The organism is Microbacterium sp., from assembly GCF_052099035.1.
Lineage (GTDB): Bacteria > Actinomycetota > Actinomycetes > Actinomycetales > Microbacteriaceae > Microbacterium.
The window spans coordinates 1-14,098 of record NZ_JBQDSX010000068.1 but is presented as its reverse complement, the minus strand read 5'-3'; the positions used below and the strand labels follow the sequence as shown (position 1 = coordinate 14,098).

The following is a 14,098-nucleotide window of genomic DNA, read 5'->3' as shown; positions in this document are numbered from 1 at the left end:
TTCAGCGGCACGATCACGATGGTCACGAGCACGAGGAACACGATCGTCTGCGCCGCCGCCATGCCGATGTCGAACGACTGGAACCCCGATCGATAGATGTCATAGCTCGACACCGTCGTATCGAACCCCGGGCCTCCCCCGGTCATCACGAACACAAGGTCGAAGACCTTGAACGAGAGCACGACCTTCAACAGCAGGGCCGTCAGCAGCGATGGCAACAGCAGCGGAAAGGTGATGCGCCGGAACACCTGCAGCGTCCCTGCGCCATCGACCTGCGCCGCCTCGTAGACCTCTGACGGCAGCGTCTGCAGGGCGGCGAACACCAACAGCGCGCAGAACGGCGCCCACTGCCATGCATCGACGGCGATCACCGAGATCATCGCGGCCGGGCTGGATCCGAGGAAGAGAAACGGTTCTGCCCCCGGCGAGATCGTCTGAATCACATTGTTGAACAGACCACCGGTCGGCGCGAGCATCAGACGCCAAACCACCGCCGCCATCACCGGCGGAGTCATCAGCGGCAGCAGCAAGAGCACCCGCAGCACGCGCCCGGATCGCACGGAGACGTCCAGACACAGCGCCACAACGGATCCGCCCACGAGCGCGAGGATCGCCGACGCGAGCGCGAACACGACGGACCGCACGAGCGACGGCAGCGTCACGCCATCGGTGAGCAGCGCCGCGTAGTTCGCCCCGCCGACCCAGTCGGTGAACTGCTGACCGAGGCTCGAATCCGACAGCGACGCCGCGACACTGAAGACGAGCGGATAGACCGCGATGACGACGACCGCGAACACCGCCGGAACGAGCATCGCCCGCCCCGTCCAGGCCGCCCGACGCGCGGGGCGCCGGACGACCTGCCTGGTACGCGTGGCCACGGTGCTCATTCTGCGAGCGGCTGCCACGTGTCCCAGGTGTCGGACACGGCTTCTTCCGCGCTGAGGTTGCCCTGCAGCATCAACGCGAGGTTGTCGCCCAGCACCTGGATCATCTCCGGCGCGGCCGGACTCGTCGGCCACGACTGCGCGTTCGGCAGCACCTGCGCGTTCACCTCGGCCACCTCCGGCACGAGCTCCGCGTAGTCCGCGCTCTCGAGCGTCGACGTACGGGTGGGGTCGATGCCGGATCCGGTCGTGGTGATCAGCATCTCGTTCGTCTCGGCCGACGACGCGAACGAGACGAACTGCTTCGCCAGGTCCTCATCGGCCGCATTCGGGCTGATCCCCATCGCCCATCCGGCGTTCAGAGCACCCGACACAGATCCCTCCGGTCCCAGAGGCAATGGCACGACGCCCCATCCGTCGACGATCTGCGACTGCTCCGGATCCTGCGCGAACACGCCCAGGTCGGTCCAGAACTCCATCATGCCGACCTTGCCCGCCAAGAACTGCGGAAGGGCCTGCTCGAAGCCGATCTCCAGCGGGCTCGGCAGCGCATACTCCGACACATCGAGCATCGCCTGCGCGGCCTCGACGGCGACATCGCTGTCGAGCTGCGGCAGCGCCGAGTCGATGGGATCGCTCGACATCGTCGCCAACCGGTTGAAGAACGACGATCCGATGTTGAACGCGCTCTTCGACCCGAGCAGCGCCGTGCCGTACACGCCGTCGCCGCTCTCGTTCTCGGTGATGGTGCGGGCAACGTCGACGTACTCGTCCCACGTCGCGGGGGGCTCGACGCCGTTGCGTTCGAAGATTTCCTTGTTGTAGAAGAGCACGTGCGTGTCACCGTCGATCGGCAGGCCGTACGTCTTGCCGTCGTACTGCGTGTACGGCTGATAGACGGCGTCAATGAAGTCGGCCTGGTCGATGTCCTCATCGCCCGCAACCCAGTCGGTGATGTCGGCGAGCGCACCGGCCTCGGCGAGCGCCCCCACCGTCGGATACCAGTACTGGATCACGTCGTACGCGCTCGTTCCCGATTGCACGTCGAGAGTCACCTTCGACTGGATCTGGTCGTACGGCACGACCTCGACTTCCACCTCGACGTCGTGTGCCTTCTCGAACTCCTCCTCGAGGATCTTTCCCGCACCCTCCTGCGGTGCGGCGATCAGCACGCTCAGCGTGCCTGCATCCTCGTCCTCCGCGGGTGTGCCGGAGCACCCCGCGACGACGATGATTCCTGCTGTGACCGCGGATGCCGCGATCACTCGATAAGACGACCTGCTTCGTTGCACAGTCATCGTGGATCCTTTCGTCTCAGTGAGCGAACCTCGCCCACTACTTCCGGTAATCGACCACTCGAGTCGGTTCAATGTCGATCGCGTGACCGCTTCCGCTCTCGATGACGACGCCGAGCTCCGGCTGCGAATCGAGGTAGTAGAACTCGATGCTGTCGGCCGTGCGCCCGCCCATCACCTTCGGAGCTCCGAGGTCGGCCACCAGCTCCTCGGCATCGGCCGCGTCATGCTTCATCACAGCGATGTGCTGCACGCCCTCGCCATGCTCGTCGAGGAACTCCTGATAGATCGAGGCCCCTCCGGTCGGCTGGATCAGCTCGAACCCCATGTCGCCGACCATCGTCTCGGCCGCATTCATCGTGAAATCGGCCGCTTCCCCCCGCAGGTGCGTGTCGTGCAGGAAGGGCGCCTTGTACTCGTAGACCTTCCACGGCCCCCAGCCCAGCCGCTCGCTGTATTCCTTCATCGAGCGCTCGAGGTCGCGCACGACGATGCAGATCTGGCTGATGGGGTGCTTCGGTGCAGTGTTGTCAGTCATGTTCTCTCCTAATCGAATGGGTGAAATACGTCAGAGCGGCGTCAGACCATCAGCGCCACCACGGTCTCTTCGCTCGCCGGCTGGTCTTTCGGCGAGGGGATCTCGCCGGTCACCGCGCCGTCGTGCATGACGAGGATCCGGTCGGACAGGCCGATCAGCTCGAGCAGATCGTCACTCACGAGCACGATCGCCGCGCCCTGGTCAGTGAGGTCGCGCAGCAGCTGGTATATCTCTTCCTTCGCCCCGGCGTCGACGCCGCGCGTCGGGTTGTTCGCAACGATCACCTCGGCGCCCTGGGACAGCCACTTCGCAAAGACGACTTTCTGCTGGTTACCGCCCGAGAGCGTGCGCACGCGCTGATCGACGGATCGCATCCGCACGCGCAGACGCTCCGACCAGGTGCGCGCCTCGGACATCTCGCGCGAGCGCCGGCGAATCCCGAGGCCGGGCAGGGCGCCGAGCCGCACTTCGTTGATGTTCTCGGCGATCGACAGCCCCAAGCTCGCGCCCTCGGCATGACGGTGCAACGGGATGTAGCCCATGCGTGCCTTCACGCGCGAGGAGACGCTGTGTTTCACGTCGACGCCGTCGATCGCCACGGATCCCCCCGAGTCGGCCGCGCCGAACAGCGCCGCGGCGAGCTGGTTCTTTCCGGATCCGAGCAGTCCGCCGATACCGACGATCTCGCCTGAACGCACCTCGAGATCCGTCGGTTTCAGCCCGGGCGCACTCACGCCGGTGGCCGCCAACCGCACGGCCGACGACGGACCCGCTTGCCGCGACTTCTGGTACACGTCGTCGGCGCGCTCGCGCCCCACCATCAGACGGTGCAGCTGGGCCTCGGTCGTCGAAGGCGGCACCTCGTCGACGACCGCGCCGTCTTTCAGCACGTACAGCCGGTCGGAGTGCTTGAGCAGCTCGGGCAGCCGGTGCGACACGAACACGAACCCCGTTCCGGCCGCCCGCAGCCGCACGAGCAGATCGAAGAAGATCGCGAGCTCGCCGCCCGACAGCGCGGCCGTCGGCTCGTCCATCAGGATCACGGGGTGCGAGGTCTGGAAGATGCGCGACAGCGACACGGCGCGTGCGATCTCGAGCAGCTGCCGCTCGCCGAACGAGTAGTCGCCGACGGGCCGGTCGACGTCGTAATCGAGCCCGAGCTCCCCCAGCAGCGCGCGGGCGTGGGCGCGGGCCTTCGCAGCCCGGAACACGCCCGCCGTGCTGAAGTGGTCCTCGGCACCCAGGCACAGGTTCACCGCAACGGACAGCCGTCCGATGAGGCTCTGCTCCTGGAACACGCGGAAGATTCCGCGCTCGGCCCCGTCGATCAGGGTGCCAAGTTCGACGTCGTCACCGTCGATGCGCACGACACCGTCGGTGGGCTCGAGCACGCCGCACATGATGTCCATCAGCGTCGATTTCCCGGCACCGTTCTCCCCGATGAGACCCACGATCTCGCCGGCGAAGACCTCGATCGACACGTCGTCGAGCACGCGGGTGGTATCGAAGACCCGCCCCACGCCGTGCGTCGCGAGACGCGGCGTGCTCTCGAGCTGCACCATGATGATCCCTACTTCTGACCGAGCGACGACTCGCCGGCGCGGGTGAGACCGATGACGCTTCCGAGCGGGTTCGCGACAGCGTGCTCGAGGTAGGTGGCCGACACCGATTCCACGGCCCCATCGGCGAGCTCGGACGCGAGCGCCTCGGGCACCTCGTACCCCTCGGGTGCGGGCTCATCGATGCGCCCCCAGTACTCGTCGGGGTCGATGGGACGCAGCGGAATCTGCGTGTCCCAGTCATCTCCCGAGAGCGCCCGCGACATCGCAGTCCAGTCCCACGGCAGCGGATCCGCGTCGTAGACGACCGACTGGTATTCGTCGGACGCGTCGGCCGTGTCGATCGTCAGCGAGTCTTGGAACATCATCGTCTCGGCCGCCGAGTATTCTTCCCCTTCGAACGCGTCGTACAGGCGCGCGACGTTGTACCCGCCGAACCAGGATCCGTGGATCGCGACGGTCGCCGCCGCATTTCCACCGGCGCTCATGTCGTCGAGGAACTCCTCGATCGCGTCGATGCCGCCGACCTTCACGTCGTCCATGCCGCGCTCGCGGAGCGCATTGATGACGGCGATCGCCGAGTCGTCGTTGTGGCAGATGACGGCTTTGATGTCGGGATGCGCCGTCAGCAGGTCCTCGATCACGGGCTGCGTGCCCACACGGCTCTCGCCGCCGCTCTCGCGGCCCACGAGCTCCACGCCCGGGAACTCCTCGAGCGCCTGATCGACACCGAGCTGACGCTCGACGGCGGTCGTGTTGCCCGGCGTTCCGGTGATGTGCAGCACCTCGCCCTCGCCGTCGATCTGTTCGAGCACCGACGTGGCCATGTTGTACGAGTCCTGCACGTTGTCGGGCAGGAAGTACCCGGCGTAATGACCGTCGTAGTCGGGCTCGCTGGGTGTCGACCACGGCTGGTTCGAGAACACGTTCGTGACGAAGATCCCCTCGGCGGTCGCCGCCTGGATGAGCGTCGGCGACGATGCCTGATCCTGCGCGAATACCATCGCCATGTCGACGCCCTTCGATCCCGCCTGCTGGATCTGGCTGAGCTGCGTGTCGACGGAATCGCCGTAGACCTGCACGTCAGAGTTGAGGCCCAGCTCCTCGGCCGCGGCCTCGGCGCCCTTGATGACGTCGGCCCAGTAGGAGTTATCGAGCGACGGCACCTGGATCATGACGGTCGGTGCATCCGGATCCGCAGTCGATTCCGACCCGTCGGCGGTGCACCCCGCGATCGGGATGATGAGTGCGGCACCCGCGGCGAGCGCGATTGTCGTGCGGCGAAATGAGGTATTCATGTGACACTTCCTTGTGTACGAACGGACATTGAGGTGCGGACTATTTGACGCTGGACAGTTCGCGTCGGTTGAGGGTGAGCGCAACGGCCGCGATGAGCACGGCGCCCTTGATCGTCTGCTGCAGGAACGGATCGACGCTGGCGAGGTTCATTCCGTTGCTGAGCACGGAGATGACGAGCACGCCGAGCACGGTGCGCGAGGGCCCGCCGACGCCGCCCATCAGCGACGTACCGCCGAGCAGGATCGCGGCGAGCGCCTCCATGAGGAACGGTTCGCCCATGCTTCCGGAGGCGGAGTTCGTGCGCACCATGAGCAGCAGGCCGGCGAACGCGGCGAACACCCCGGATGCGACGAACGCGAGCATCTTCACGCGCTGCACGCCGATGCCCGACAGCTTCGCGACCGTCTCGTTGTCGCCGACCGCGCGGGCGCGGTATCCGAACACGAGCACCCGCTCGATGATGATCGCGATCACGAGAGCCAGCAGCGCCCACAGCGCGATCGTCGGCACGACGCCGAACACGGTGCCGCCGAAGAGCGCCGCGAGCTCGGGCGAGCGCAGCGCCTGCGGCCGCCCGCCCGTCACGATCAGGGCGAGACCCGCGAACACGAACATCGTGCCGAGGGTGACGATGAAGCTCGGTACCTTCAGATACACGTGGATCACGCCGTTGACGAGCCCGCAGAGCAGGCCGACGACGAACCCGAGCACGGCGCCCCACGGCCCCAGCGCGGTCGTCAGCATCGCGGTGCTCACCCCGGTGAGGGTGACGATCGATCCGATCGACAGGTCGATGCTGCCGATCAGCACCACGTACGTGGCGCCGAGGGCGACGACCAGCAGCACGGCCATCTGCCGCACGAGGTTCTGGAAGTTGCCCGCGGTGAGGAACGTCGGCGTGGCGATCGCGAAGAACACGATGAGCACGAGCAGCGCGACGATCGGGGCGAGGAACACGAGCTGTGCGCGCAGCTTGGCCGCTTTCTCGCTTCTGCCCCGCTGGGTGACGACGCGCTGGGTCGGCGTCGTGCCCGTTCGGCTGCTCATTGGGTATCTCCCGGTTGCCATGGGTGGTCGACCTTGTCGCCGTCGACCCACGGGGTCTTGACGAACACGGCCCGGAACACTCGATCCGAGACGTTGCGCAGGAAGTGCTCTTCACCGGGCTCGGCGTGCAGCACCTCCCCCGCGGCGAGCGTCGCGCGGTGGGTGCGGTCGATCCACACCTCCGCCTCGCCCTCGACCGCGACGAACGACTCGGTGTGGTGTTCGTGCGCGTGGTTGTCGAACGCGTCGCCCGGGCGCAGCACCACGGTGCCGAACGCGGCGGCGTCGGTCTTCGACAGGTACGCGGGCCCCCAGTCGCCGAATCTCAGCTCGGCATCGACCGGGCGCAGCACCTCGGCGGTCATGATGCCGCCTCACGGAAGATCTCGTACGCGTCCTGGGGATCTGCATCGTCGTGCACGACCGCACGCACTGCCGTCAGCATCGCCGCCGGCTGCGCGCTCTGGAAGATGTTGCGGCCCATGTCGACGCCGGCTGCCCCCGCACGCACGGCACGGCTCGCCATCGTCAGCGCGTCGAGCTCGGGCAGCTTCTTGCCGCCGGCCATGATGACGGGCACGGGGCAGCCCGCGACGACGTCTTCGAAGCCCTCGTCGCAGTAGTACGTTTTGACGATCTGCGCGCCGAGCTCGGCGATGATGCGGGTGGCGAGGCCCAGGTATCGGGCGTCGCGAGTGAGCTCCTTGCCCACCGCCGTCACGCCCAGCACGGGGATCCCGGCGTCGTATCCGGCATCGACGAGCGTGGTGAGGTTCTGCACGCTGCGCGACTCGTGCTCGCCGCCGATGAACACCTGCACGGCTACGGCGTCGGCGCCGATGCGCACCGCGTCGTTCATCGCCATCGCGGTGTGCTCATCCGACAGATCTTTGAGGATCGACGGGCCCCCGGATGCGCGCAGCACGAGCCCGGCGCTGGTCGCCGGTGGGATCGACGTGCGCAGCGCACCGCGGGTGCACATCAGCGCGTCCGCGTGCGCTTCGAGCGGTGCGATGTTCAGGTCGATGCGCTCGAGCCCGCGGGTCGGGCCCTGGAAGTATCCGTGGTCGAACGCGAGCATCACGGTGCGCCCGGTCTCGGGGTTGATGATGCGCGAGAGTCGGTGCTGCATGCCCCAGTCGAGGTTCGAGGCGCCGCGTACGGCGTGCGAGAACGTGGCGAGCGGGGTCTGCGGGGCGTACTTCTTCGCGTCGAGGTTGCCTTCGAGGTCAGCCATGAGGGTGGTCTCCTTTATGACGAGTCAGCGCGCTGCGCTGACAGTGGTGGATGTGTGAGCAGTGGGTCCGGCCGCGCGGGCAGCGCCCGGCGGCACGAACAGCGGATCGACGCCGGCCGAGACGAGTGCACGCGATGCCGCATAGGCGCGGTGCCATCTCTCGGCGGCGTGGTCGTACTGCGCGACCACGCCCGGATCCGCGGTTATGGTGCGTTCGGGTGCCGACATGGGAACGAGGTCTACCCCGACGCCCTGCGCGGCGAGGCGTGCGGCGCCGTACGAGGTCGCCTCGGGCGCCGGCGTGACGCGCACATCGAGGCCGGTCGTGCCCGCGATGATCTCGGGCCAGAGGCGCCCGGCGCTGGATCCGCCGGTGAAGGTGACCTGGCCGCTCGCGGTCGCGGCGCCGGAGGTGATCTCGGCAAGGATCCGCAGGTGGTCTCGTGCGACGTATGCGGCGGCCTCCTCGATCGCGCGCACGAAAGCGCCGCGGCCGGTGAGCCCCTGATCGCTGATGTCGAACCCGGTGAAGGTCGGCGCCGTGTGGTGCCAGGCGTCGGCCTGCATCGTGTCTGCGAGCAGGGCCAGCACGCCATTCGAACCGGGAGCGACCTCTGATGCCCAGCGCTCCATGATGTCGAATGCCGAGCATTCCTCGTCGCCCGCAGAGGCGACGGCATCGGGGCAGAACGCGTCGCGGAACCAGCGCATCGCGAGGCCGCTGAGGAACCCGATGCCCTCGATCATCCAGTGACCGGGCTCGACATGACAGAGCGTGCGCAGGCGGCGCTCGGGGTCGATGACCAACTCGTCGCTCACGCTCGTGGTCTGCCAGAAAGTGCCGCCGACGATGGTCGGGCGGCCGCGCTGCGCGTCGATCGCATGCAGCGCGAGCTGCGTGTCGGCGCCGCCCGCGATCACGGGCGTGCCCACCGGGATGCCGGTCGTCTGGGCCGCCTGCGGCGTGACGGATCCGATGCGCGTGCCGCACTCGACGACGTCGGGCAGGATCCGCGGGTCGATGCCGACGCGTTCGGCCAGCTCGTGCGACCAGGTGCGCTCGGCGAGATCGAACAGTGCGGAGCTGGATCCGCACGTCGGCTCGGTCGTGAACTCGCCGGTGAGGCGGGTGGCGACCCAGTCGCTGAGCATGCCGAAGTGTCGCGCCCGGGTCAGCACGTCGGGGTCGTGGCGCGCGATCCAGCGGATGCGCGCCGGTACCGTGATCGACACCCAGTCCCCCGCGATGCGGTAGATGTCGTCGGCCGTGCCGTCGGCGAGCAGCTCGTCGGCCTCTCGGCGCGCGCGGCCGTCGGTGTTCGGGCAGGCCCAGAGCTCGCGGCCCGCCTCGTCATAGAGCACGAACCCCTCGCGCATGCTCGAGGCGGCGATGCTCGCGACGACGTACGCGTCGCCGAGCGCTTCGGTGACTTCTCGTACCGCGCCGGCCACGGCGTGCCACCCGCCCTCGGTGTCGAACACCGTGCCGCCCGGATGTCCGTCCACAGCCGCATGGGACCACTCGCGGTGCGCGTGCGTGACGAGGAAGCCGGCGGCATCGAACGCGAGCGCCCGCGCGGATCCGGTACCCGCGTCGATGGCGAGATAGACCGGAGCGGTCATCGTTCCCACCTCAGATCGTCGCCCGCGAGGAACGCCTCGACCTCGGACGCCAGCATGTCGGCACCGCGTCGCAGGGTCTCGAACGTCGCGCCCGCGAGGTGCGGGGTGAGCACGAGGTTCGGCTGCGCGACGAGATCCCGCCAGGGACCGTCGGGTTCGTTCACATCGAGCGCGGCCCCGCCGAGGTGGCCCGACGTCAGCGCCTCGAGCAGGGCCTGCTCGTCGACGAGCGATTCGCGAGCCGTGTTGATGAAGAGGCTGCCCTCTTTCATCGCGCCGAACTGCTCGGCGCCGACCATGCCGCGGTTGTCATCGGTCGCGCGGGCATGCACGCTGACGACGTCGGATCGCGTGAACAGCTCGTTCAGCTCGGAGACGACGTCGATCTCGGGCACGGTGTCGGCGTCGATGAACGGGTCGTAGGCGATCACCCTCGTGCCGAGGGCGCGCGCCCGGGCTGATACGAGCCGGGCCACGTTGCCGTACCCGATGAGGCCGAGCGTCGTGGTGCTGAGCTCGCGCCCGAACCACTTGGCGCCCTCGAACGTCGATTCGGCGAGCTGCTGGCCGGTGCGAATGCGCTCGTCGACGTCGCGCAGCGAGGCCGGCACGTTGCGCAGCAGCGAGATGAGGAAGCCGATCGTGAGATCGGCGACGGCATCCGCGTTCTTGCCGGGCGTCGTCGTCACGCGCACGCCGCGGGCCTTCGCCGCCTGAATGTCGACGTTCACGGGGCCGCCGCGCGCGCAGCCGATGAGCCGCAGATCCGGGGCCGCGTCGAGCACGGCGGCCGTGATCGGCGCGGCGTGCAGTACGACGATGTCGTACCCGTCGACGAGCTTCGCGACGTCTGCCGGGTCTCCCTCGAACTCGCGGATCGTCGACACGTCGGACGTCGCCTCGTGCAGCTCGACAGTTTCGACGTCCGCATCGAGCCCGCGCGCGGAGAACGCGACGCGGAACGTCTCGGCGTTCATATAGCTGTCGCCGATGATGAGGATGCGGTTCGTCACGGTGTGTGCTCCTTCGAGGTGTTCGTTGTCGGCATCTGTCGCTCGTGCACGGGACGGTGTGCCACCGTGCTGTTGGCAGAGGGGTAGTGGCCGGCCGCGTCGGCGCCGGACATGCCGGTGGAATCGAATCCGGTATCGACGCTCACCCGCAGACGGTCGGTGCGCACGGACGCGCGGGAGAAGTCGATGGGCGCACCGTCGCTGTCGTACGCGACGGCTTCGACGACGACGATCGGGTGGCCGACCTCGACCTCCAGAAGCGGAGCGAGCGTGCGATCGGCGACGGCGGCCTCGATCGTGCGGTGCATGCGCGCAATGCGCACACCGGCGACGCGGGTGACGGCGCTGTACAGGCTCGCTCGCGGCTCGCGCAGGTCGGGCACCAGCCCGGAGAAGCGCCGCGGCATGTAGTTCACGACGTGCACGGCGGTGCGTGCGCCGATGGCCCGCACGCGCTCGAGCACGAACCCGTACCCGTCGGGCTCGCCCGCCTCGCCGCGGCCCACGACGGCGGCCGCCCACGACGGCAGCGGTTCGACGCCGGCGCGCAGGATCGTCGAGGTCAGGGCGCTGCGGCCATCCTCGCTGTATTCGCCGAGCAGGCTGGCGGCCGACGGCAACGTCCACGATGACGGACCGGGCAGGTGTGCCACGAAGGCGCCCTTGCCCTGCTGACGGGTCACGATGCCCGCGGTCTCGAGATGCGACAGGGCTTCGCGAACGGTCGTGCGCGAGACGCCGAAGTGCGCGCACAGGGCATTTTCGCTCGGCAGCTTGTCACCCTCGTGCCACGCGCCTTCGGCGATCGATCGCTCGATCGCGCGCATCATCTGGAACCAGATCGGCGCATCCGATGCGCGATCGAGTTCCGTCATCAGCAATGTCACTGAGTCGTCTCCCCATCGATACGAACAGCCGGAACTTCCTGGACAGCGTCTGCGCTGTCGGCGGCTTGTATCTATGGTGGCGACGAACTTGTATCGGCAGTAGAGACAAGTGGCGAGATTCCCGAAGTATTTCGAGGATTCTCATAATTACGGTTTATCAGGTGTTTTTCACAATAGGGAAAACGTGTTCCTCGTTCACGAGCGTGAGGAGAGCGCGACCCCCGTCGCTGTATCAGACAAGTGGCGTACCGCCATGCCCCGAACCCGACCTACGCGGATCCGTCCGCGCCACTGCGTTCCCGCTCCACCGCCTGCCGCTCCTTCGCGAGCGGCCAGACGACCGCGAGGTCCCCTCGAGGGGTCCGACCCGCGAGGCGAGCGCGTCGGACACGACGAACTCGTTCAGAATGACGCGGGCGGTCGCGTCCCGGCGCCCGAGCGGATCCGCGAAGCGCATCGCGACCGCGTCGCCCGCGCGACGACACACGTGCGCATCGACGAACGCGGCATCGTACGCGGGCAGTAGGTCGATCTGGTCGCCATCGGCAACGAATCGGAAGCCCCAGCGATACCCGCCGAGCGGCCCAGATTTGGCCGCACCTCATCACCTGCCCATGCGCCGCACCGAGCCGTGCCCGACGCCCGCCGAACCTGCCCGCCCGATGAACCGCACCCCGCCTACGCCGCGGGGCGGAATCGTCGCGGAGGCGGATCGACATCGCCAAACGCGTATGCCAACGCCAACCTCGGCTCGAGAACCGTCGCCGCCCCGCCCGGTTTATGCAGCACGAACTCGTCTTTCCCGTCGCGGCTAATGCGCCAACCCGAGTGGTGCAGCTGCATGTGGTGGAACCGGCACAGCAGAATGCCCCGGTCGATGTCGGTGCGCCCACCCTCGGAGTACGGGTCGATATGGTGCGCCTCGCAGTACGAGGCTGGACGGTCGCACCCCTGCCACCGGCACCCGCCATCGCGCACCGATAGCGCCACCCGCTGACCTGGGGTGAACAGGCGCCGCTCACGCCCGACGTTGAGTGGATCCCCGCCCGCATCGACCGTGACCGGCACCGTTCCCGTGTCGCACACGCGCTCATCGATATCCGGTTGCGGCAGCGAGACGAGACCATCCTCGGTGTACCCGCCCGCGCCGCCGGCGACGGTCACGACCCTCACGCCCGCCCGGCGCGTGCCGTGCACGACCTTCGCATCGGCGAGCGCACCCGCCCGAAGCAGATCCGCCAATAGGTCATAGGAGAGTTGATCGAGCGAACGCGGATCCTCCACGAGTGCCTTCGCTGCCTCCACCTCGGCCGCATCAACGAACCGAGGCCCGCCGCGCCGCGGCCGCAACACCGAGTCGAAGATCGACCGGACCAGCGCATACCCATCGTCATCGAAACTGATCGACCCGCGGCGCCGCCCATCAGCATCGGTCCACGTACGAAACGAGCGCGCCTCGTACCGCTCGAGGAACCGCCGCTCGGCGCCGTCGGGGTCGAGACGATCACGAATCAACCGTGCCTCGTCACGCAGCTCTTCGACGGTGCGGTGTTCCGCCTCGTCCGCGAGCTGCCCCGCGGCGGCCGACCACGCATCACGCGTGTCGTCGTCGACAATCCCAGTCTCACCTGTGGGTGGTTCCCCGAGCCCGCGGCGAATCGCATCGCTCTGCGCGGACGACACCCGCCCGCGCATCAGCGCGTCGGCCAGCGGCGCATGCCAAGCCGGCACAACACGCACACAGAACGCACCCGCTCCGTCCGCGCCCGCCGCGCCGCGATCCGTCGCGGGGTCAGCCGTCTCCTCAGTGGCGTCGAGGACCGACTGGCCCACCCGGATCCGCTGCCGCGCCTCAGACTTCGACCCGCCGGTGATCACCTGCAGAAAATCAGCCGGAGAGCGGTGGCCGCGCACCTGCGCCATGCCTTCCTGCCCCGCTTCACGCGTCGAGCGCTCGGCCATAATGCCCGCCCCGACTGCCTCGATCCGGCCCAACCCGCGAACAGCAGCCGCAGCCGCCTCCAACGCCCGCACGAGCTGCTGATCGCTGAGCCCGCGCATCGTGCCCGTGAGGTCGTCAGCGCCCTCGCCGAGCAGATCGCCGAGGGACCCGACCTGCTCTCGGAGTTCGCTGAAAATGTCCATACCTGACTCAACCTCGAACCACTGACAAAACAAGCGCTGCCGAGAACCCCTCGTCCACCGACAGTTCTCAACACGTACGCGCCGGCAACTACTGCGGCGGGGTGCTTCCGTCGCCCTCTTCAAGTTGCACGAGGCGCTGTATCAGACAGGTCCCGCCCCACTGATCCTCCCGGCGACCCCCGGAAGCGCCTGAACGAACTCCGGTGGACCGACCACGGTGAACGGCACGTCAAAACGCAGAACCCACGAGATCAGTCCGGCCCAAGACCACGAACCGACCCGCACGCGACACACCCGCTCTGACACCTGCTCCATCTCACCATCACCGAGCCACGGCGCGATATCGACGGGGCGCAGGTGCAGCAGCACCTCGCCGTAATAGGGCCACACGTCGGCCTCATCGGATCCCTTGGATCGCGCGGCGAGGAATGTTCGCGCGTCACCCGTCGGGATCGGTCGACGCGCGAAGGGCGCTCCCGCGGGAGTTCTCGGGTTCATTCGGTCGAGGCGGTAGATCGGTGCTTGACCCCTGATCTTGGACACGCTGATTCCAGCACGATGCTGGGGAAGC

12 protein-coding genes and 1 pseudogene are annotated in these 14,098 nt (G+C 67.9%); all 13 read right to left on the bottom strand.

Going from position 1 to position 14,098, the window contains the following annotated elements; genetic code table 11:
- On the bottom strand, positions 1-878 hold an 878-nt coding region (locus tag ACTIAO_RS14880), incomplete at its 3' end, for a carbohydrate ABC transporter permease (RefSeq protein WP_441906974.1).
- Between the two features lie 5 nt (positions 879-883).
- Positions 884-2,182: an ABC transporter substrate-binding protein gene (locus ACTIAO_RS14875; protein WP_441906973.1), complete on the bottom strand. Its 1,299-nt coding sequence runs from the start codon at positions 2,180-2,182 to the stop codon at positions 884-886.
- A 37-nt stretch (positions 2,183-2,219) separates the two neighbouring features.
- Positions 2,220-2,717: a VOC family protein gene (locus ACTIAO_RS14870; RefSeq protein WP_441841682.1), complete on the bottom strand. Its 498-nt coding sequence runs from the start codon at positions 2,715-2,717 to the stop codon at positions 2,220-2,222.
- 41 nt (positions 2,718-2,758) lie between these two features.
- Positions 2,759-4,279 carry a sugar ABC transporter ATP-binding protein gene (locus ACTIAO_RS14865; RefSeq protein ID WP_441906972.1) on the bottom strand — a complete coding sequence of 507 codons (1,521 nt, stop codon included), beginning with the start codon at positions 4,277-4,279 and terminating at the stop codon, positions 2,759-2,761.
- An 8-nt stretch (positions 4,280-4,287) separates the two neighbouring features.
- The gene (locus tag ACTIAO_RS14860) at positions 4,288-5,574 is read right to left on the bottom strand and encodes a sugar ABC transporter substrate-binding protein (RefSeq protein WP_441841684.1); all 1,287 of its coding nucleotides are present in this window, start codon (positions 5,572-5,574) and stop codon (positions 4,288-4,290) included.
- Positions 5,575-5,614: 40 nt separating this feature from the next.
- Positions 5,615-6,622, bottom strand: coding sequence for an ABC transporter permease (locus ACTIAO_RS14855; RefSeq protein WP_441841685.1), 1,008 nt, complete (start codon positions 6,620-6,622; stop codon positions 5,615-5,617).
- Positions 6,619-6,987: a cupin domain-containing protein gene (locus ACTIAO_RS14850; RefSeq protein ID WP_441841686.1), complete on the bottom strand. Its 369-nt coding sequence runs from the start codon at positions 6,985-6,987 to the stop codon at positions 6,619-6,621. The genes ACTIAO_RS14855 and ACTIAO_RS14850 overlap by 4 nt, the downstream gene beginning before the upstream one ends.
- A complete protein-coding gene (gene lsrF / locus ACTIAO_RS14845; protein ID WP_441841687.1) occupies positions 6,984-7,859 on the bottom strand; it encodes a 3-hydroxy-5-phosphonooxypentane-2,4-dione thiolase in 876 nt (291 codons plus the stop codon). The genes ACTIAO_RS14850 and lsrF overlap by 4 nt, the downstream gene beginning before the upstream one ends.
- A gap of 24 nt (positions 7,860-7,883) precedes the next feature.
- Positions 7,884-9,482: an FGGY family carbohydrate kinase gene (locus ACTIAO_RS14840; protein ID WP_441906971.1), complete on the bottom strand. Its 1,599-nt coding sequence runs from the start codon at positions 9,480-9,482 to the stop codon at positions 7,884-7,886.
- A complete protein-coding gene (locus tag ACTIAO_RS14835; RefSeq protein ID WP_441906970.1) occupies positions 9,479-10,495 on the bottom strand; it encodes an NAD(P)-dependent oxidoreductase in 1,017 nt (338 codons plus the stop codon). The genes ACTIAO_RS14840 and ACTIAO_RS14835 overlap by 4 nt, the downstream gene beginning before the upstream one ends.
- Positions 10,492-11,370: a GntR family transcriptional regulator gene (locus ACTIAO_RS14830; protein ID WP_441906969.1), complete on the bottom strand. Its 879-nt coding sequence runs from the start codon at positions 11,368-11,370 to the stop codon at positions 10,492-10,494. The genes ACTIAO_RS14835 and ACTIAO_RS14830 overlap by 4 nt, the downstream gene beginning before the upstream one ends.
- 690 nt (positions 11,371-12,060) lie before the next feature.
- Positions 12,061-13,527: a DUF222 domain-containing protein gene (locus ACTIAO_RS14825; RefSeq protein ID WP_441906968.1), complete on the bottom strand. Its 1,467-nt coding sequence runs from the start codon at positions 13,525-13,527 to the stop codon at positions 12,061-12,063.
- Positions 13,528-13,668: 141 nt separating this feature from the next.
- Positions 13,669-14,098 (bottom strand): annotated as a pseudogene (locus ACTIAO_RS14820) (hypothetical protein); the annotation flags it as partial.